The organism is Pelomonas sp. SE-A7, assembly GCF_030345705.1.
Lineage (GTDB): Bacteria > Pseudomonadota > Gammaproteobacteria > Burkholderiales > Burkholderiaceae_C > JAUASW01.
Window position 1 is genome coordinate 208,509 of the sequence record NZ_JAUASW010000003.1, and the last position, 19,261, is coordinate 227,769.

Consider the following 19,261-nt stretch of genomic DNA (forward strand, 5'->3'; position numbering starts at 1 on the left):
CCGGGGCTTTGACTATAACTTTGCCTTATGGGCCAAGGGAGGCCCCGCCGGGTATCCTGGGCGCCCTGCAAACCACTCCGGGTGAAGCCATGCCAAGCACCTCGAAGAAAGCCCTCGACCCCGTCGCCCGGATCGCCGCCGGCCTGCTCTGCCTGACGCTGGCCGGTGCCGGCCAGGCCGATTCCTCGGTGTCCTCGTCGGCCTCCAATGCCGCGTCCTCGACCTCGGGCAGCGTGTCCGATTCCATCCAGGGCAGCAGCAACAGCAGCAGCGGCGGCGACAAGAAGGTGTCGGCCGGCGACTACAAGGTGATCGAGTTCGCCGACGCGGCCCAGAAGCCGGGCTTCGTGCAGCTGCGCCTGCAGGCCCTGGCCGCCACGGGTGATGAATTCACCCTGGTGCTGCCGCGCCAGGCGGCCGACAAGGGCGGCGTCGTGCGCGTCGGTGCCACGGTCGCGGCGGCCCAGCGTCCCTATGGCCTGGAGTTCTCCAACAAGGCCACGGCCCAGCGCTTCTTCCTGGTGCTGGCCGACGACTGGAACCGCGAGCTCCAGGCCAAGCCGGTCTGATGCTGCGCACGCTGGCCGCCGTCTTGCTCTGCAGCGCGGCGGCGCTTTCAGCCCAGGCCGGCAGCCTGCAGCTGTGCAGCAAGCCGGCCGATCCCACGGCGGAACAAAAGGACCGGCTGCTGCGCTTCGCCGCGGTGATCAAGGCCGAGCTGCAGGACTCCGGCCAGGCCCTGGCCCTGGTGTCACGCTCCGGCCTGGACCTGGAGCGCTTCAAGCTGCGCTACTCGCATGCCGGCGTGAGCCTCAGGGACAGCGCCAACGCGCCCTGGTCGGTGCGCCAGCTCTACTACGACTGCGAAACCGAGAAGCCGCGGCTGTATGACGAGGGCCTGAGCGGCTTCGTCATGGGCACGCACGACGCCGACCTGGGCTATGCCTCCCTGGTGCTGCTGCCCTCAGATGCAGCGGCCAGCCTGGCCGAGGCGGCGCTGGACGACGAACGCGCCAAGGCCCTGCTGGGCGAGCGCTACAGCGCCAATGCCTATGCCTTCGGCCTGCGCTACCAGAACTGCAACCAATGGCTGGTCGAGCTGCTGGCCGGCGCCTGGTCGGGCGCCGCGAGTCGCGAGCCGGCGCAGCGCTGGCTGGGCGAGCAAGGCTACCAGCCGCGCGTCATCGACGTGGGCTGGCGGCCGCTGATGTGGCTGGCCCGCCTGATCCCCTGGCTGCACAGCGACGACCATCCGGAGGCCGACCTGGCCGACCAGCGCTACCGGATCAGCCTGCCCGATGCCATCGAGGCCTTTGTCCACGAGCGCTGGCCGGAAGCCAGGCGCATCGAGTTCTGCCACGACCGCGAGCGCATCGTCGTGCGGCGCGGCTGGAAGCCGCTGGGCGAGAGCTGCCGCGCCGAGGACGGCGACCAAGTGCTGCCCTACTGAGCCGGCGCTGCCGCCGGCTCGCGCCGACCGACCTGGCCGTACAGGCGCAGCCGGACCTCGTCGCCCTCACGATCGAAGCCAGCCCGCACGCCGGAGTCGCCATGGATGAATTCCAGCGGCCCGCCCTCGATCGGCGTCATTGCATAGCGGTCGCCGTTGGGGAACACCACGGTCAGCACCGCCGCCTCGAACACCACCGAGACCTGCCAGCCCTGCTCGGCAAACCGATAGCGGCCGGCGAGGGCCTGCAGTGCTTCGGCCGGCCGCTCCACTCGACGCACCTTTTGCTGCTCACGGAAGACCGGCCAGCCATAGGTCCGCGACACGGCGCCGAGGAATTCGAGGCCCAGGCTCAGGGCCTGGTCCGAGTTGCCCATGAAGACGGCGCCATTGCCGGTCTTCAGGTTGAGCGTCAGGCCGGCGCGGTAGCCGAGCGTGCCGGCCCAATGGGTCAGGAAGACTTCGTCGCCCTCGCCCACCAGGCGAAAGCCATAGGCGTGGCCCTCGAAAGGCCGCGCAAGCAGGCGGCGCACCAGGGCCTGGTCCAGCACCCGCCCCTCGCCCTGATGGCCCTTGCGGAGCTCGATCAGCAGGGCCGCAAGATCGCTGGCCGTGGACCACAGGCCGGCCGCGGCCTGCTCCGGATGGTTGTGCCAACCGCCCGCCACCTCACTGCCATCAGCGCGATGGCCATGGGCGGCGCGGGCCCGGCTGGCCTGGGGCAGCGGCAGGTTGAAGTCGGCCTGGCGCATGCCGGCCGGCTTCAGGATCCAGTCCTGCATCAGACGCTCGAACGGGCGCCCGAGCTTGTCCTCCAAGGCGATCTCCGCCACCGTGTAGCCGCCGCCGGAATAGGCCAGGCGGCTGCCCGGCTCGGCCTGCACCTCGACCTTGCGGCCGTTGGCCGGCGGCTCGCCGAGCACCGTCTGCACATCGGTCGGCAGGGCCTGACCCTGGGCGTAGCCGTCGTATCCGCCCGGTGTCAAGCCCGCGGTATGGGCGAGCAGGTGGTGAAGCGTCACCGGATGCTCGGCCGACTGCTTTCCCGCGGGCAGCTGATAGCGGCTCAGGTAGGTGGCCACATCCCGGTCGAGGTCGATCATTCCGGCCTGCTGCAGTCGCAGCGCCGCCAGCACCGTGACCGGCTTGGCCAGCGAGCCGGCCTGAAACAGGCTGTCGCAGCCGGCCGCGGGACCGCCCGGGCCGAGCCGGCCCCAGCTGGCGCTCCAGTCAAGGCGCCCGGCCCGCAGCACGGCCACCGAGAAAGCCGGCACCCGGTGCTTGGCCATGCGTTCTGCGATGGTCTGCGCCCGCGTCTCGCCTTCGAACACCACCGGCGGCAGCAGGTCCTGCTCGACCTGCTGGCGGCGCGGCGCCGCCTCCTTGGCCGTGACACAGGACCAGCGCGCGGGCTCGGCCGCCAGCGCCTGCCCTGTCGCCAGCGACGCGGCCAGCATCCATCCAATCGACTGCTTCGTCATTGCATCTCCTCCGTTGCCGCCCCGCTGCGGCGGGGCCTCGTCCCTCAACGTTCTTCGCCGGACTGCTGGGCCGCATCGGGCGCCAGCGCCGCACTGACCAGCACCGGCGGCTTGTTGCTCAGCAGCTCCAGCTGGCCGGCCCACAGCAGGGCATGCAGGCCCGACTGCAGATGCTCGGGCAGGCGGAAGTCCGGCGTCGTGGCCGTGGCCAGCAGACCCACCCAGGCATTGCGGCCGCTGCGCTTGGCACCGAGCAGGGCCTGGTCGGCCAGCTTGACCGCGTCCTGCCAGCCCAGGGCCTTGGGCTTGTCGGCCACGAAGGGCATGCAGGCAAAGCCTATCGAGCAGTTGACGCGCAGCAACCGGCCGTCGTCCAGCTCGAAGGGCGTGTCGCCCACCACGCAGCGGATGCGCTCGGCCAGCTCGGCGGCGCGGCCGCGGTCGGTGTCGCGGGCCACGGCCAGGAATTCCTCGCCGCCCCAGCGCACCACGTAATCCGACTCGCGCATCAGCTGCTGCAGCCGGCGGCCGAACTGCACCAGCACGGCATCGCCGGCCGCGTGGCCGTACTGGTCGTTGACCCGCTTGAAGTGGTCCACATCGATCAGGAAGAACAGAGTGTCGCAGTCGGGGGGCGGCGCGGCCTCGTGCAGCCGTGCCTCACGCGCACGCCGCAGACTGGCAGCCAGGGCCGTGTCTATGTGCTCGGCCAGGAAGCGGCGGTTGTGCAGACCGGTCAGCGGGTCGCTGATGCTGGCCCGCTCCAGCACGCGCGACTTCTGAGCCAGCGCCGCCGACAGCCGCTCCAGCTCGGCCGTGCGCTCGGCCACCAGACGCGACAGCTGCTGCTCGCGCAGCCGCAGCCAGCGGGTACGCAGCTGCACGACGCCGGCCACGCCCGCCAGCGCCATCAGCACCAGCAGGCCACGGAACCACCAGGTCTGATGCCAGGCCGGCAGCACGCGGACGTTCAGCGCCAGCTCCTTCTCGGTCCAGACGCCGTCGCGGTTGGCGCCACGCAGCAGCAGCCGGTACTTGCCGGGTGGCAGGTTGTTGTAGCCGAACTGGCGCTGGCCCGGCTCCATCTCTATCCACTGGCGGTCGAAGTTCTCCAGCTTGTGGGCATAGCGATTGCGCTCGGGTGCCGAGTAATCGAGCGCCGCGACCTCGGCCACCAGGCTGGTCGCATCGGCCGGCAGCTCGAGGACTTGTGCGGACACCTCGGCCAGCCGGCCCTGATCCAGCCACTGCTCGCCCAGCCGCAGGGCCGTCAGGACCACAGGGGGACGGTAGCTCCAGCGCTGGAACTGGTCGGGCCTCACGATGGACATGCCGCCGGAGCCACCGAACAGCAGCTCGCCGGCGCCGGTATTGGCGGCCGAGCCGGTCCAGTAGTTCATGAACTCCACACCTTCGGCCCGGCGCAGGCCCTGTGCCTGGAGCGTGGCCGGATCGATGCGCGCCAGGCCACTGTCGGTGCTGGCCCAGACCAGGCCCGCACGGTCTTCCAGCAGTGCGTTGATGTTCTCGTTGGCCAGCCCCTGCTCCTTGCCGATATGGCGGAAGCGCAGCGGCTCGCTGCTGCTTTCCAGGATGCTGATGCCGGCGCCGTAGGTGCCGACCCACAGGCGCTGCTGGCGGTCGGTGTAGAGCGAGGTGATGAAGCCGCCCGCCAGGCTGTCGGGTCGAGACGCCTCGGGGACGATGCGCTGGACCCGCCCGCTGGCCGGAAAGAAGCGGTTCAAGCCCATGCGCGTGCCGATCCAGAGGCTGTTGGCCGGGCCGCGCGCCAGGGTGAAGATGCGCTGATCGCTGAGTTGGCGGGCCGGTTCGGGCAGCACCGAGCGGGCCTTGCCACTGCGCAGATCCAGCGACCACAGGCCGTCGGACTGGCCGCCTATCCACAAGGTGTCGCCGTCGGCGAGCAGCGCCCAGCTGGACGAGGCCGGATCACGGCCCTCGATCTTGACCCGCCGGACCTGGCTGCCGTCGCCATTGGCCCGGTACAGGCCGCGCTTGGTGCCAATGAAGACCGTGCCGTCGGACGCCTGCTCCAGGGCCACCACGATGTCCTGCGGCAGCGCCTGCTCGGGCCTGGCCTCATCGGGCTTGAGCCAGGCCACGCGGGCGCCGGTGGGGTCGATGATCTCGACACCGCGCTTGTGCGTGCCCAGCCAGATGCGACCGTCGGCCGTGGGCAGGATCCAGCTCACCTCGTTGGACAGCGACACCTCGCGGCAATGGACCTGCTGGCAGGCCGGCGTGCCGTACATGGTCAGCACCGCGCGCTGGCCCGGATCATGGCGGCTCAGGCCGCGGTTGGTAGCCACCCACAGCAGGCCCGAGCGGTCGCGATAGAGCGCGCGGACCGAGTTGTCGGCCAGGCTGACCGACAGGGCCGGCTTGTGCTGGACCGCTCGGCTGCGTCGGCTGGCTGCATCGACCGCGACGATGCCGTGGCTGAGCGTGCCCAGCCAGACCTCACCCGGCCGCACCTCGTTGATCGTCACCACCTGCTGGACCGACAGCGGCGGCTGACCGGCGAACTCGGCCTCCAGCCGGGAGGCCTCGGCCGCGCCGGGCTCGATGAGGAAGGCACCATGCTGAAGCGTGCCTATCCAGAGCCGGCCGGCGCTGTCCTCGTAGATCGCCTGAGGCTCGGGCTGCCGACCGGACACAGGCAGGGCGACGGCCTGGAAGCGCACGGCGCCGGCGGCCCGGTGGAACAGGCCGCGCTCCGTGCCTATCCAGAGGCCGGCCCGGCGGTCCTGCAGCACGGTCCAGATGCGACTGCCTGGCGCGTCGGCTCCGGTGGTGGGCAGCACCCGGCGAATGCGACCGGTGTCGGGATCCAGGTGATCGAGACCGCCTTCGCTGGCCACCCAGAGCGCGCCCTGGCCGTCCTCGACCACGGCGCGCACGCTGACATGGGCCAGGCCGTTCGGTCCGACGGGGTAGCTGATGAAGCTGTCGGTGGTCGGTTCATAACGGGCCAGGCCCGAGCCCTGGGTGCCGACCCACAGCCGGCCCTTGCGATCGCCGTGCAGCATCTGCACATAGCTGTCGGGCAGGGCACCGGCATGCTTGCTGTCGGTCTGGTAGATGCGGAAGCGGTAGCCGTCCCAGCGGGCCAGGCCGCCCAGCGAGCCTATCCACAGGAAGCCGGCGCCATCCTCGGCCACGGCGGTGGCGATCTCGTTGGGCAGGCCGTCATCCTGGCGCAGGTGGCGGAAGCTCAGCTCGGTCAGCTGCGACCAGCGAGGTGCAGCGGGCTGGACGGCGCTGGCCGGCGCCAACGCCAGCATGGCCAGGCCCAGCACTGCCGCACAGCTCGGCAGGGCTCGCAACCAGGAACGCACGGCAAGAAAGGCAGGGGCTGGCTTTGACACGGTGGGCGATTGTGACCGAGCCGGCCCCCGCCCTCCAAGCGAGCTTGTCTCCGTCTGTTCCAGCTGCTCGGCGCCGGCCGTTCAATGGCCTTCGACCAAGGCGTGCACCAGCGGCGGCAACACGGCCATGCCGCGTACCAGGGCGCCGATGTCGCGGGCGCCGGTCTTGGCACGGATCGCGCCGATCTGGGTGCGCACCGTCGACAGGGCCACCAGGCGCTGCTGGGCAATGGCTTCGGGCGAATGGCCGGCACAGAGCGAGCACAACACGCCGCGTTCGCCTTCGGTCAGGCCATGTTCGCGCGCATAGGCCTGAAGCGTCAGGCTCTGGCACAGCAGAGGCTTGGCCAGCAGCAGCAGGGCCAGGCGGCCCTCGTCCGTGGGTGAGGCCACCGGCAGCACGGCCAGCGCCGGCTGGTCCGGCCGGTCGGATCGCGTGGCGATCAGCTCGCGCCGGCCGCGCTGCACCGCCGCATCGACGGCGCGCCGCAGCCGCAGCTGCTGGCTTTCGTCGCGCAGCGTGAGCTGGCCTTCATCGAGGTAGTAGGGTTCCTGGCGCGCCAGCTGGCTGCGGGCGATGCGGTTGCCGTGCTTCAGGTGCATCTCGGCATCGACCAACAGCACCGGGTAGTCGATCTCGTCGAGGATGGCGGCGGCCAGCGCGCCGAACAGGCCCGGCCCCATCCAGGCTTGGCTGGCCGGCGAGCGGCGGCGCTCGACAAAGGGGGAGGTCGGGGACAGCAGGGCCGCGTCCAGGCCTGAACGATCGAGCAGATCCAGCATGACAGACTCCCTGATGGCGTATTCGCCTTGTATGGATGCGCAGTGTTAGGCAAGGGGGGGTGGGCGGCGAATCCCTTGAAATGAGGAGGCAGCCCTGGGGATCACCCACGGCGGCCCCTGGGGATCCTCCTCATTTCGCATGAGGAGACTCAGCTGGCAATGTTGGGCCCGCCCTGACAAGATCGCCGCCATGCACGCAGCCGCCATCACCGTCGCCCTGGTCGAGGACGACAGCCGTACCCGAGAACGCCTGTGCCACGTGATCGAGGGTGAACCCTCGCTGCGCCTGGCCTTCAGCGCCTCTACCGCCGCCGAACTGCTGGCCTGGTTCGCCGACAACCCGGTCGAGGTGCTGCTGGTCGACCTGGGCCTGCCGGATCGCTCGGGCCTGGAACTGATCCAGCGCTGCTGCCGCATGCAGCCGGCCTGTGCCGTGATGGTGATCACCATGTTCGGCGACGAGGCCAACATGCTGCGCGCCTTCGAGGCCGGGGCCCGCGGCTACCTGCTCAAGGACGGCACCGAGGCCGACCTGGCCACCCATGTGCTGAGTCTGCATGCCGGTGGCTCGCCGATGACGCCCATCATTGCCCGCCAGCTGCTGGCCCGCTGGCGGGCCGAGCAGCCGGCCGGCCGCCGCGAAGGGCCGGCGCCGGAGGCGCTGTCGCGCCGCGAGACCGAGGTGCTGGATCTGATCGCCCGCGGCTTCACCTATGCCGAGATTGCCCAGCAGATGGCGATCTCGGTGACCACGGTGCAGACCCATGTGCGCAACATCTACGGCAAGCTGGGCGTGCACAACCGCAGCGAGGCAGTCTTCGAAGCCAGGCAGTATGGGCTGCTGCGCTAGGGCCGCGCTGCTGATCCTGATGTTCCTGCAGGCCGGCCTGGCGCTGGCCTGCGAGCCGCCGCCGGCACGGCCTGATCCCAAGCTGGGCTGGTGGCGCATTGAGCAGGCCTGCTTCAGCCTGCAAGCCTCGACCGACGCCGCGCCCACGGCAGAACAGTCCCTCGCCCTGCCCCTGCGCTGGGACAAGCTGCGCAACGGCCAGGACGGCCGCGCCTGGCTGCGGCTACGCCTGCCCGAGGGCAACCAGGCCCGGGCCCTGCTGATCGAGCGCGTCGGCAACCAGGCCCGGCTGCTGCTGAACGGCCACAGGCTGGCGACCCTGGGCCGCGACAGCTGGCAGGACATGGCCAAGCAAAGCCAGCTCCTGTTGCTGCCACCAGCCTTGCTTCGCACCGATGGACCGAACGAGCTGAGCATCGAGCTCGATGCCCAGGCGCTGCGCGGCGCCATCCTGACCCCGCTTCGCGTGGGCCCGGCGGCAGAGGCCGAGGCGCTGCAGGCCCGCTGGCGGCTGTTCGACCAGATGCTGCCGGCCGCCTATGTCGCCAGCTTCCTGCTGATGGGCGGCCTGGCCGCGGCGCTGTGGCTGCGCCAGCGCGACCCGGTCTACGGCTGCTACAGCCTGGCCGCCTTGGCCGGCGTGCTGCGGCCGCTGGACGCGGTCTGGCAGAACGCCCTCTTGCCCTGGCCGATGTGGGGCGCGGCGCTGGCCCTGGGCTATGGCTGGCAAATCGTGCTGCTGAACCGCTTCATCGTGCTGGTACTGGGCAAGAACCCGCGCTGGCTGGTCCACACCATCAACGTCGTGCTGACCGCCGTCACCGTGCTGGCCAGCCTCTCGTTCGCGCTGCTGCAGCGCCACTACTGGACCGCCGCCCTGGGCCTGATGCTGACGCTCAGCCTGCTGTCGCTGGCCCTGGTGCTGCGCGAGGCCCTGCGCGATCGCCAGCCCATCGCCTGGATGGTGGTGGTCAGCGGCGCGCTGTCGGTGGTCGCCGGCGTGCACGACTTCTTCCTGGTGCGCACCGGCTGGCTGGGCGAGATGAGCCGGCAGCTGACGCCGCATGCGCTGTTCGCCTTCGTGCTGGTGCTGGCCTGGGTGGTGGTGGCGCGCTACAGCCGCACGCTGGCTGACTACCGCTCGCTCAACGAGCACCTAGCCGAGCGGGTCGCCGAGCGCGAGGAACATCTGCGCCAGGCCTTCGAGACGCTGCGCAGCCAGCAGCAGGAACAGGCGGTGCTGAACGAGCGCCAGCGCATCATGCGCGAGATCCACGACGGCATAGGTTCGCAGCTGGTGGGCCTGCTGAACATGGTCAACCGCGAGGGTGGCAGCCAACGCGAGGAACTGGAGACCCAGGTCCGCCAGGCGCTGGACGAGATGCGCATGGCGGTCGATTCGCTGCAGCCCATGGATGCCGACCTCACCACCGTGCTGGCCACGCTGCGCTACCGGCTGCAGCCGCGGCTGCAGGCCGCCGGGCTGCGCGTGGTCTGGGACGTGGCCTCGCTGCCGCCGCTGGCCGAGCTGTCGCCGCAGGCCGTGCTGCAGCTGCAGCGCATCCTGCTGGAGGCCTTCACCAATGTGCTCAAGCATGCGCGGGCCAGCAGCGTCACCGTGACCGCCCGCTGGATTGAAGGCCACGGCGGTCGGCCGGCCGAAGTGCAGCTGCAGCTGCTGGACGATGGCATAGGCCCCCAGCCCGCCCCTGCCGACGCACCCGCCGGCCATGGCCTGGCCAATATGCGGGCCCGTGCGACCAGCATTGGCGCACAGCTGGATATTGGCCCGGGGCCGCAAGGTGGCACCCGCGTCGCCATCGCCTGGCCGCAAGCCGCCGCCTGAACAAAAAAGGCCGCCCGAGGGCGGCCTTCTCGCTCCTGCTGAGCGGGCTCAGAACTTGTAGCGCGCTTCCAGGTAGTACTGGCGGCCGCTGACGTCCAGCTTCTGCTGTTCCGCTTCGCTGTAGCGGTACTGGGCACGACCCGGGTTGGTCAGGTTGGTGGCGTTGAACGACAGCTGCAGTTCCTTGGTCAGGTTGTAGTTCATCGACAGGGCCACGTTGGTCACCGGCGCGGCGATGGTCGGAGCCGTCGGCATCAGCACGCCGCCGATGGTCGACAGGCCCTGGCTGTTGGCCGTGGGCGCCGGCGCCGTCGTGCTCGACACGTAGCGGCCGCGGTAGTTGAACACCAGGCGGGCGCTGAAGGCGTCGTCCTCGTAGTAGCCGCCCAGGTTCCAGGCCACCTTGGAGGCGCCGTTCATCGGACGACCGTCTTCCACCGAGGTCTCGGCCAGGCTGACGTTCGAGGTGAAGCCGAAGCCGGCGCCGATGGGCTGCTCGTAGGCGATTTCGACGCCGCGGATCTTGGCCTTCTGCTGCGTGGACGTGTTGATCTGGTAGGTGCGGAAGCTGTTGGTGCTGGAGTCGTACAGATCCACCGAGGCACCGCTCTGCACCGCGCCGGTCTTGGCATAGCCATTGATCAGCGAGCCGAAGGCGCTGACCGACAGCATGGCGCGACGGGCGAAGTACCAGGCCAGCGACAGGTCCAGATTGCGCGCGGTCAGCGGCGTCAGGTCCGGGTTCGGGCCGGTCACCTGGCAACCGGCCGAGGTGCAGGTCGCGCCGGTGAAGTTGGCGCCGTACAGGTTGTAGTTCTGGCGGCCGATGGTCTTGGAGGCACCCAGGCGGGCGATCAGGGTACGGTCGATCTCCCAGCGCAGGTTCAGGCTGGGCAGGAAGTTGTCGAAGTTCCGCTTGTTGGCCTTCTTGTAGTACATGGTGCCGGCGGCCGGGTTCCAGGCCACGCCGTCGTAGTACGAGACGGCGTCACCGGCCGTGTTGATCGCGTCCGGGAAGGTCGCGCAGGGCGTGACCGGCTTGCCCGGCTCGATACGGGCGCAGGCGCCGGCCGGGATAGGCACCGGCGTCATCGAGTTGACCATGGTGCGCACGAAGCGGATGCCGATGTTGCCCGACAGGCCGTTCTTGGCCTCGAAGTTCTGCATCGCGTAGAGCGAGGTCTGGACTTCGCGCAGCTCGATTTCGGAGCTGACGAAACGCTCGAATTCCGGCGTCGTGGTCTTGGCCACATTGGCGAAGTAGTCGACCAGGTATTCCTTGGGGAAATAGAAGCCGGTGTTCTCGAACGTGCCGCCCAGGCCATTGCCGAAATCGCCCGGGTAGCTGACCGCGGCCGAGACCGGCGGCGTGCCGGTGGCGGCGCTGAAAGGTGCCTTCAGGGCCACGATGGAGCGGCGGAAGTCGCGGTTGTGGTCAGCGCGGCGCACACCGAACTGCAGCGAGGTGAAGATGTCGAAGTCCTGGGTCAGCTCGCCGTCGATGGCCACGCTCTTCTCGCGGTCCACCGTGTGGTAGCGGTTGATGCCGCTGCGCGAGACCAGGCGGTAGCCGCTGCCGTCGGCGTTCAGGGCCGGCGTGCTGCCGTCACCGCCGCCGATGGTCTTGAAGTTGGGCGCCTCGTCCACGTCGTTGAACGCATAGGACACGCCCTTGCCGAAGCGGGCATAGGTCAGGCCGCGGTCGTTCTCGGTGTGGCCCACACCGCGCGTGGTGCTGAACAGGCCCTTGAACACCAGGTCCTTGGAGGCCTGCCACTTGGCGTCGAAGTCCAGGAAACCGCTGCTGGCCTTGGCGCCGCTGCGATAGAAGCCTTCGGAGTTGCCCATGTACTGGGGCGTCGTGCCGTCGGGGAAGACGATGTCGGCGCTCTTGAGCACACGCAGCGTGTCGCCGTAGATCGTCTTCTCGGTGACGATCACCGGGTTCTTGATCTGGGCGTAGACGCGCTGGCCGTTGGAGTTGGTGAAGACCGTGGTCTCGCCGGTGGTGCCGGCCAGGCCGCGCAGCATGCTGTTCATGGCGCCCATGGTGGCGCGGCCGAAGTTGGACGCACCCATGGTCGAGTAGAAGCCGGTCACGCCCACGTCCCAGTCATTGGTCGGGCGGGCCTGCACCGCGAACATGCCGCCCTTGCGGTCACGCACGCCCTCGACGAACTCGGTGGCCATGGAGCCGGGCATGCGCACGTCCTGCAGGTCGGCGGCCTTGTAGCCGGTGCCGGCCAGCGAGGCGTCGGTGATGCCCAGCATGGTGGACAGGTTGATCTGGTCCCAGCCGCTGTTGGCACCATAGGCCAGGCGCGACACCGAGTCGCGGCGCACATAGCGCTTCTCGCCGAAGGCCTGGGCGATCACGCCGAAGTTGTTGGCCTCGTTCTTCCAGTTGACGCTGGCATTGAGCTGCGGGCCGGTCTTGCCCGGCAGGTCGGCATAGACGCCGCCCACGCTGACCACGCCACCGAGGCTCTTCTTCTGGTCCAGCGGCTTGCGGGTGGTCACGTTGATCGTGCCGGCCAGGCCGCCGTCGACGATGTTGGCCTGCGAGGTCTTGTAGACCGTCGCGGCATTCAGGACCGACGAGGGCATCAGGCTCAGCGAGGTGCTGCGCGAGCTGGAGCTCTGGTCGGCCAGGTACCAGTCGCCGCCGCTGACCGTGTGGCCATTGAACAGGATCAGGCTCATGTCGGGATTGGTACCCCGCATGGCGACCTTTTCAGCCTCGTCGTAGTCGGTGCGGACCGCCACGCCGACCACGCGCTGCAGCGAGTCGGCCAGGTTCTTGTCGGGCATCTTGCCCACGTCCAGCGCCGTGATCACGTCGATGTTGGCACCGGCGTCCTTCTTCATCAGCAGCGACTGCTCGGTCGAGGCGCGGATGCCGGTCACCTGCACGGTTTCCAGCTGCTTCTTGGCCTCGGCGGCCTTCTTGGCCTCGGCATCGGACGACGCGGGCGCGCTCTGGGCCAGGGCCAGCGTGCTGCCGGCCATCATGAGGGCCAGGGTGATCGCCTGGGCGACCGGGGTGGGCTTGAACGACGGGATCATGGGGCTGCCTCCTGCGGCTTGGTTGCCGGTCTACTTAACTAGACCGCCAGCATGCGTGCTGGTCTGGCTGCCCGACAGTTCCATTGTGTTTGCGTTGTATGCCCCAGGGTTATGACTTGCGCCGCGCGCGAAATTGGCGGCTGAAACCCCGTTCCGCTCACAAGCAAACGCCGGGCCGCCCCAAGTTTGCTTGACCCCCACGGGGGGCGGGCTGTGCGCAGCACGGCCCTGGGGGCGCTCAGTACGCGATGGTGAATCGCTGGCCCTTGTAGACCAGCTGGGCCGTGCGCAGCTGGATCCGCTCCAGCACCAGGCCGGGTGCCACGGCATCGCCCTCGTGCAGCAGCTGGCCGTTCAGGATCAGCATGCGCTGCGCGGCCTGCTCCGAATCCATGGCGCCGCCGGCCACCAGCTTGGGCAGCTCGCGGCGCAGCGCCTCCGGCAGCTCTTGCAGCTTGGGGATGCGGGGCTCGGGAACCGGGGCCAGCGGTGGCGGCTCCAGCACCGGTGGCGCCGAAGCCGGATCGGGCAGGCGCAGCCGTGTCATCTCGGCGCCCAGTGCCACAGGAGGCTGGGCCAGGGGCGGCGCAGGCTGGGCCGTAGCGGCCGCAGGGGCCGGGTCACCGCGCCACCACTGGGCCAGCCACGCCCCTGCGGCCAGCAGCAACAGCGCCGCGAGCAACAAGGGCCAGAGCCGGCGCACAGCCGGCAGTGCAGCCTCGTCGGCGCGGTCGGCAGGACCTGGATCGCTGCGCAGCCCAGGCAGCTTGCCGCGCTCGCGCTCGGATTCGGCGCGTCGCAGGGCATCGAGGATCAGGGACATGGGCTCGCTCTCCTCGCTCGTTCAGCCACCGCGGCCCAGGCGCGGCTCGGCAATGCCGGCGGCCCGGTTCAGCTGCATCAGCGTGATGGGGCCGGCCAGGCCATCGGCCCGCAGGCCCTGGGCGCGCTGGAAGGCCGCGACCCGCGCCTGCAGCGCCGCATCGAAGGGGCGCGGGCTGCCGTCGCCGGCTGCCGCTTCGCCCAGGGCCTTGGCCAGTTGCTGGTCCAGCCAGCCGGCCAAGGGCTCGGCGCGCGCCTGGCCGTCGTAGCCCGGCGGCACCCGCCACAACAGGGCGAACTCGCCGCGCCATTGGCGGCTCAGCGCCGCCAGGCCGACCCGCTGCGAATGGCCGCCGGCTTGCAGCTCGGCGCTCTCCTCGTCGAGCCGCACCAGCAGCGCATAAGCGCGCTGGCCGCTGCCGTCGATCAGGCTCAACAGGGCCGGCCGCGCCAGCAGCCGCAATTGGGCCAGGCCGCCTTCGCTGCGCAGGCACTGCAGGCCCAGCTGCTTGACCGCCGCACAGGGCTCACCCGTCTCACCTTCGGGCAAGACCTGGCCCCATTGGCTCAACAGCTCGCGCCAGCCATCGCGCTCGTTGCGCAGGGCCAGACTCAATGGCGCATTCGGATCAAAGGGCGGAACCGCCGAGGCCGGCGCGCTGGCCACCGCGGGCGGCGGTGCCGAAGCCGCGGCCACGGGCTTGATGACATGGGGTTCCTGGCGCTTGCCCACCGCCACCCAGGTCGCTGCCGCGGCCACCGCCACGCCCAGGCCCGCCAGGCCCAGCGTCCAGGCCAGCGCGCGGCGCCCACCCGGCCGGACACCGAAGACCTCGGCCGCCGCCTGCTCCAGCAGCCGTGCCGTGATCTTGCGCCGGCCCTGCGAATAGGCGCCCAGCAGGGCCCGGTCGCAGAGCAGGTTGATGCGCCGCGGCACGCCGCGCGAAAGGCGCTGGATGCGGCGTATCGCCGCGCGGTCGAAAGGGCCGCTGCCGTCGAAGCCGGCCACGCCCAGCCGGTGGTGGATGTATTGCGCGGTCTCGGCCTCGCTCAGCGCCTCCAGGTGGAAGCGGGCGATCACGCGCTGGGCCAGCTGCTCCAGCTCGGGCCGTTGCAGCACCTGGCGCAGCTCCGGCTGGCCGATCAGCACGATCTGCAGGAGCTTGCGCTCGCTGGTCTCGAGGTTGGTCAGCAGGCGCAGCTGCTCCAGCACCTCGGCCGACAGGTTCTGCGCCTCGTCGATGATCAGCACGCAATTGCGGCCGTCGGCATGGGCCTTCAGCAAAAAGGCATTGATCGCATCGACCAGGGGCTTGACCGTGTCGCTGCCCGCCGGCGGCTCGATGTGGAATTCCTCGCAGACCGTGCGCAGCAGCTCCAGCACGGTCAGCTTGGGATTGAAGATGTAGGCCACCTGGCACTGCTCCGGCACCTGCTCCAGGAAGCAGCGGCAGACCGTGGTCTTGCCGGCGCCGATCTCGCCGGTCAGCAGCACGAAGCCGCCACCGCCGCGCAGGCCGTACAGCAGATGCGCCAAGGCGTCGCGATGCCGCTCGCTCATGAAGAGATAGCGGGGATCGGGAGCGATGGAGAACGGCTCCTGCTGGAGGCCGAAGAACTTGGCGTACATGGGCGCTATGTCCGGCACGGCGGTGTGCCGGGGCGCCCATGGTAGCGACTCAGGCAGAGACCAGATGGCAGGCCACCTGCCGCCCGTCGACCTCGCGCAGCTGCGGTTGCTCCTCGGCGCAGCGCGGCTGGGCCAGCGGGCAGCGCTTGTGGAAGGCGCAGCCCGTGGGCGGGTTCAAGGGGCTGGGCAGCTCGCCCCTGATGACGATGCGCTGGCGGCGGTCGGCCGCGCGCAGGGCCGGCGTGGCGCTCATCAAGGCCTGGGTGTATGGATGCAGCGGCCGGGCGTAGATCACCTGCTTGTCGCCGAGCTCGACCGCGCGGCCCAGGTACATCACCATCAGCTCGTCGGCCACATGCTCGACCACCGACAGGTTGTGCGAGATGAACACATAGGCCGTGCCCAGCTCGTCCTGCAGGTCCATGAACAGGTTGAGGATCTGTGCCTGGATGGACAGGTCCAGCGCCGACACCGGTTCGTCGGCCACCACGATGCCGGGGTTGAGGATCATGGCCCGCGCAATGGCGATGCGCTGCCGCTGGCCGCCCGAGAACATGTGCGGATAACGCCGCAACTGTTCGGTGCGCAAGCCGACCTTGGCCGCCAGTGCCTCCATGCGCTCGCGCCGCTCGCCGCGGCTCATCGTGGTGTTGATCAGCAGCGGCTCCTCCAGCGTGGCGGCGATGGAGCGGCGCGGATTCAAGGAGGCAAAGGGGTTCTGGAACACCATCTGCACCTGGCGGCGCAGCTGCTTCAGCGTGTCGTTCGATGCCGTGGCGACCTCGACGCCGGACAGCCGCAGCGAGCCGCCGCTGGGGTGCTCGATCAGCGTCAGCTGGCGCGCCAGCGTGCTCTTGCCGCAGCCCGACTCGCCGACCACGGCCAGCGTGCGGCCGCGCCTCAGGCTGAAGCTGACACCATCCAGCGCCTTGACCGTGGCCTTGGGCTGGAACAGGCCCTGGCGGACGCTGTAGTGGCGGGCCAGGTCTTGCGCCTGCAGGATCAGCTCGGGCTCAGCCATTCGATTCACCGGGGAAGAAGCAGCGCACGCCCTGCTCCAGCAGCGGCCGCTCGGCCTGGCAGCGCACTTGCGCCTTGGGACAGCGCGGCGCCAGCAAACAGCCCCAGGGCCGGTCGTGCGCGCCGGGCACGATGCCCGGCAGGGCCGCTAGCCGGCGTGCGCCGCGGCTGTGCTCGGGAATCGCCGCCAGCAGGGCCTGGGTGTAGGGATGGCGCGGCGCGTCGAACAACTCGGGCACGGCCCCGGTCTCGACCACCTGGCCGGCGTACATCACGGCAACCCGCGCGCCGGCGCTGGGCCGCTCCCGAGGCGGCGCCGCCCCCTCGGGGGGCAGCGGCGCACCTTGTGCGCTGCGTGGGGGCTCTGTCCTTGCCATCTCGGCGACAACGGCGAGATCGTGGGTGATCATCACCAGGCCCATGCCTTGCTCGCGCTGCAGACGCAGGAGCAGGTCCATGATCTGCGCCTGGATGGTCACGTCCAGCGCCGTGGTCGGCTCGTCGGCAATCAAGAGGCGCGGTTCGCAGGCAATCGCCATGGCGATCATCACGCGCTGGTTCATGCCGCCCGAGAGCTCGTGCGGATAGGCCTGCAGGCGCCGCTTCGGGTCCGGAATCTCGACCAGCTCCAGCAGCTCCAGCACCCGCTTCTCCAGCGCGGCGCCGCGCAGGCCGCGGTGGGCCTTGAGCACCTCGGCGATCTGGTAGCCCACCGTGTAGCTGGGGTTGAGGCTCGTCAGCGCGTCCTGGAACACCATGGACAGATCCGCGCCTATCAGCTCGCGGCGCTGCTGCGCATCGAGCTGCAGGAGGTCGCGGCCCATGAACTCCAGGCGGTCGGCCGTGACCCGGCCCGGCGCGTCGATCAGGCCCATCAGGGCCAGCATGGTCACCGACTTGCCCGAGCCCGATTCGCCGACGATGCCCAGCAGCTCGCCCGGCGCCAGCTCCAGGTCCACGCCTTCGACGGCCGGGAAGGCACCGAACTGCACGCGCAGGTTGCGGATGGAAAGCAGAGGCGCCGTCATGACAGCTTTCTGAGCTTCGGGTCCAGCGCATCTCGAAGGCCATCGCCCATCAGATTGACCGACAGCACGGTGCAGAGGATGGTCAGGCCCGGCAGCATCACCACCCAGGGCGCGCGCTGGATGTAGTCGCGCGCCGAGGCCAGCATGCCGCCCCATTCGGCCGTCGGCGCCTGCACGCCCAGGCCCAGAAAGCCCAGGCCGGCGGCCTCGAGGATGGCGGCCGAGAAGCTCAGGGTCGCGTTGACGATCAGCGGCGCCAGGCAGTTGGGCAAGACCTGGACCAGCATCAGCCGCCAGGTGCTGGCGCCGGCCACGCGGCTGGCCACCACGTATTCCTTGTGGATCTCGCCCAGCGCCGCGGCGCGGGTCAGCCGCGTGTAGCCGGGAAGCGCGCCGATGGCGATGGCGATCACCGTGTTCACCAGGCCCGGGCCCAGCACGGCGATCACGCAGATCGCCAGCAGCAGGCCCGGCAAGGCCATCATGATGTCCATCACCCGCATCACCGGCGGCGCGATCCAGCGCGGATGGAAGGCGGCCAGCAGGCCCAGGGCCACGCCGGGCAGCAGGGACAGCAGCACCGAGGCCAGACCTATGCCCAGCGAGACCCGCCCGCCGTGCAAGAGGCGCGAAAGCAGGTCGCGGCCCAGCTCGTCGGTGCCGAGCAGGAAGCGCAGGCTGCCGCCCTGCTCCCAGACCGGCGGCGTCAGCATGCTGCTGCGGTACTGCTCGACCGGGTCATGCGGCGCGATCCACGGCGCCAGCAGCGCGGCCAGCGCCACCAGGCCGAAGAACACCAGGGCTGCCAGCGCGCCGCGGTTGGCGGCAAAGCCGTCCCAGGCTTCGCGGGCCGGCGAAGGGAAGGCAGCGTCGCGTGTGCCGCTCATCGATGGCTCCGCATGCGCGGGTTGACCACGCCGTACAGCAGGTCCACCACCAGGTTGACCGCGATGAAGGTCAGGGCCGAGATCAGGATGCCGGCCTGCACCACCGGATAGTCGCGCCGGGCGATGGCCTCGATCAGCCACTTGCCGACGCCGGGCCAGGAAAAGATGCTCTCGGTCAGCACCGCGCCGGCCAGCAGGCTGCCGGTCTGCATGCCTATCACGGTCAGCACCGGGATCAGCGCATTGCGAAGTGCGTGCACCAGCAGCACGCGGCGCGGCGAAAGGCCCTTGGCGCGGGCGGTGCGCACATAGTCCTCGCGCAGCACCTCCAGCATGGAGCTGCGGGTCATGCGCGCGATCACGGCCGTGGTGCTGGTGCCCAGCACCAGGCCCGGCAAGAGCAGGTGCAGACAGGCCGAGGCAAAGGCGCCCGACTCGCCCCAGAACAGGCTGTCGATCAGCATGAAGCCGGTGTGCGGCTCCACCTCGTAGAGCACGGAGATGCGGCCCGAGACCGGAGTCCAGCCCAAGCCCACCGAGAAGTACATGATCAGGATCAGGCCCCACCAGAACACCGGCACCGAATGGCCCACGGTGGCCAGGCCCATCACGCCCTGGTCCACCAGCGAGCCGCGGCGCAGCGCCGCGAGCAGGCCCAGCAGCAGGCCCAGGGTCACCGCCAGCAGCAAGGCCACGCCCGCCAGCTCCAGCGTGGCCGGGAACAGCGCGGCAAATTCCTTGGCCACCGGTTCGCGGCTGACCATGGACTCGCCCAGGTCGCCCTGCACCAGCTTGCCCACGTAGTCGAGGTACTGGACATGCAGAGGCTTGTCCAAACCCAGGCGCTGCATCAGGGCCGCATGCTGCTCGGGATCGAGCCGGCGCTCGCCCATCATCACCTCGACCGGGTCGCCGGGGATCAGCCGTATCAGGCCGAAGGCCAGCAGCGTGATGCCCAGCAGCGTGGGCACCAGGCCCAGCAAGCGGCGGGCAAGAAACTGCAGCATCA

The 19,261-nt window shown here is 70.0% G+C and carries 14 protein-coding genes; 4 read left to right on the forward strand and 10 right to left on the reverse strand.

What is annotated here, in order from left to right; all coding sequences use genetic code 11:
- Positions 1 to 89 precede the first annotated feature (89 nt).
- A complete protein-coding gene (locus QT382_RS18900) occupies positions 90 to 569 on the forward strand; it encodes a hypothetical protein (protein WP_289255675.1) in 480 nt (159 codons plus the stop codon).
- Positions 569 to 1,450, forward strand: a complete 882-nt coding sequence (locus QT382_RS18905; RefSeq protein ID WP_289255676.1) for a DUF2145 domain-containing protein — start codon at positions 569 to 571, stop codon at positions 1,448 to 1,450. The genes QT382_RS18900 and QT382_RS18905 overlap by 1 nt, the downstream gene beginning before the upstream one ends.
- On the opposite strand, the gene QT382_RS18910 is transcribed toward QT382_RS18905, so the two are convergent.
- The 3 genes from QT382_RS18910 to QT382_RS18920 all read right to left on the reverse strand — a co-directional run bounded on the left by QT382_RS18910 (position 1,444) and on the right by QT382_RS18920 (position 7,103).
- Positions 1,444 to 2,931, reverse strand: coding sequence for a serine hydrolase domain-containing protein (locus QT382_RS18910; protein WP_289255677.1), 1,488 nt, complete (start codon positions 2,929 to 2,931; stop codon positions 1,444 to 1,446). The genes QT382_RS18905 and QT382_RS18910 overlap by 7 nt on opposite strands.
- Before the next feature lie 44 nt (positions 2,932 to 2,975).
- Positions 2,976 to 6,320 carry a ligand-binding sensor domain-containing diguanylate cyclase gene (locus tag QT382_RS18915; protein ID WP_289255678.1) on the reverse strand — a complete coding sequence of 1,115 codons (3,345 nt, stop codon included), beginning with the start codon at positions 6,318 to 6,320 and terminating at the stop codon, positions 2,976 to 2,978.
- An 81-nt stretch (positions 6,321 to 6,401) separates the two neighbouring features.
- Entirely contained in the window at positions 6,402 to 7,103 is a 702-nt protein-coding gene (locus QT382_RS18920; protein ID WP_289255679.1) for a helix-turn-helix transcriptional regulator, read from the reverse strand.
- A gap of 190 nt (positions 7,104 to 7,293) precedes the next feature.
- On the opposite strand from QT382_RS18920, the gene QT382_RS18925 reads away from it, so the two are divergent.
- Positions 7,294 to 7,953 (forward strand): response regulator transcription factor, encoded by a 660-nt coding sequence (locus QT382_RS18925; protein ID WP_289255680.1) that lies wholly within the window; start codon positions 7,294 to 7,296, stop codon positions 7,951 to 7,953.
- A complete protein-coding gene (locus QT382_RS18930; RefSeq protein ID WP_289255681.1) occupies positions 7,937 to 9,799 on the forward strand; it encodes a sensor histidine kinase in 1,863 nt (620 codons plus the stop codon). The genes QT382_RS18925 and QT382_RS18930 overlap by 17 nt, the downstream gene beginning before the upstream one ends.
- A gap of 48 nt (positions 9,800 to 9,847) precedes the next feature.
- Here QT382_RS18930 and QT382_RS18935 read toward each other — a convergent pair whose 3' ends face one another.
- The 7 genes from QT382_RS18935 to QT382_RS18965 all read right to left on the reverse strand — a co-directional run bounded on the left by QT382_RS18935 (position 9,848) and on the right by QT382_RS18965 (position 19,259).
- Positions 9,848 to 12,865, reverse strand: coding sequence for a TonB-dependent receptor (locus tag QT382_RS18935; RefSeq protein ID WP_289255682.1), 3,018 nt, complete (start codon positions 12,863 to 12,865; stop codon positions 9,848 to 9,850).
- Positions 12,866 to 13,103: 238 nt separating this feature from the next.
- The gene (locus QT382_RS18940) at positions 13,104 to 13,688 is read right to left on the reverse strand and encodes a general secretion pathway protein GspB (protein WP_289255683.1); all 585 of its coding nucleotides are present in this window, start codon (positions 13,686 to 13,688) and stop codon (positions 13,104 to 13,106) included.
- A 21-nt stretch (positions 13,689 to 13,709) separates the two neighbouring features.
- Complete coding sequence (locus QT382_RS18945) at positions 13,710 to 15,317, reverse strand: ExeA family protein (protein ID WP_289255684.1); 1,608 nt, start codon at positions 15,315 to 15,317, stop codon at positions 13,710 to 13,712.
- Between the two features lie 49 nt (positions 15,318 to 15,366).
- On the reverse strand, positions 15,367 to 16,338 hold the full coding sequence (locus QT382_RS18950) for a peptide ABC transporter ATP-binding protein (RefSeq protein ID WP_289255685.1): 972 nt from the start codon (positions 16,336 to 16,338) through the stop codon (positions 15,367 to 15,369).
- Complete coding sequence (locus QT382_RS18955; RefSeq protein WP_289255686.1) at positions 16,331 to 17,365, reverse strand: ABC transporter ATP-binding protein; 1,035 nt, start codon at positions 17,363 to 17,365, stop codon at positions 16,331 to 16,333. The genes QT382_RS18950 and QT382_RS18955 overlap by 8 nt, the downstream gene beginning before the upstream one ends.
- Positions 17,362 to 18,252 carry an ABC transporter permease gene (locus tag QT382_RS18960; RefSeq protein ID WP_289255687.1) on the reverse strand — a complete coding sequence of 297 codons (891 nt, stop codon included), beginning with the start codon at positions 18,250 to 18,252 and terminating at the stop codon, positions 17,362 to 17,364. Before QT382_RS18960 ends, QT382_RS18955 begins: the two co-directional genes overlap by 4 nt.
- A complete protein-coding gene (locus QT382_RS18965; RefSeq protein ID WP_289255688.1) occupies positions 18,249 to 19,259 on the reverse strand; it encodes an ABC transporter permease subunit in 1,011 nt (336 codons plus the stop codon). The genes QT382_RS18960 and QT382_RS18965 overlap by 4 nt, the downstream gene beginning before the upstream one ends.
- Positions 19,260 to 19,261: the final 2 nt, after the last annotated feature.

Excerpts from the sequence above, each read along its gene's own strand:
- QT382_RS18950 (WP_289255685.1), bottom strand. The coding sequence starts at position 16,338 with ATGGCTGAGCCCGAGCTGATCCTGCAGGCGCAAGACCTGGCCCGCCAC.
- QT382_RS18955 (WP_289255686.1), bottom strand. The coding sequence starts at position 17,365 with ATGACGGCGCCTCTGCTTTCCATCCGCAACCTGCGCGTGCAGTTCGGT.
- QT382_RS18910 (WP_289255677.1), bottom strand. The coding sequence starts at position 2,931 with ATGACGAAGCAGTCGATTGGATGGATGCTGGCCGCGTCGCTGGCGACA.
- QT382_RS18900 (WP_289255675.1), top strand. The coding sequence starts at position 90 with ATGCCAAGCACCTCGAAGAAAGCCCTCGACCCCGTCGCCCGGATCGCC.
- QT382_RS18930 (WP_289255681.1), top strand. The coding sequence starts at position 7,937 with ATGGGCTGCTGCGCTAGGGCCGCGCTGCTGATCCTGATGTTCCTGCAG.
- QT382_RS18925 (WP_289255680.1), top strand. The coding sequence starts at position 7,294 with ATGCACGCAGCCGCCATCACCGTCGCCCTGGTCGAGGACGACAGCCGT.
- QT382_RS18935 (WP_289255682.1), bottom strand. The coding sequence starts at position 12,865 with ATGATCCCGTCGTTCAAGCCCACCCCGGTCGCCCAGGCGATCACCCTG.
- QT382_RS18940 (WP_289255683.1), bottom strand. The coding sequence starts at position 13,688 with ATGTCCCTGATCCTCGATGCCCTGCGACGCGCCGAATCCGAGCGCGAG.
- QT382_RS18965 (WP_289255688.1), bottom strand. The coding sequence starts at position 19,259 with ATGCTGCAGTTTCTTGCCCGCCGCTTGCTGGGCCTGGTGCCCACGCTG.
- QT382_RS18960 (WP_289255687.1), bottom strand. The coding sequence starts at position 18,252 with ATGAGCGGCACACGCGACGCTGCCTTCCCTTCGCCGGCCCGCGAAGCC.
- QT382_RS18905 (WP_289255676.1), top strand. The coding sequence starts at position 569 with ATGCTGCGCACGCTGGCCGCCGTCTTGCTCTGCAGCGCGGCGGCGCTT.
- QT382_RS18920 (WP_289255679.1), bottom strand. The coding sequence starts at position 7,103 with ATGCTGGATCTGCTCGATCGTTCAGGCCTGGACGCGGCCCTGCTGTCC.
- QT382_RS18945 (WP_289255684.1), bottom strand. The coding sequence starts at position 15,317 with ATGTACGCCAAGTTCTTCGGCCTCCAGCAGGAGCCGTTCTCCATCGCT.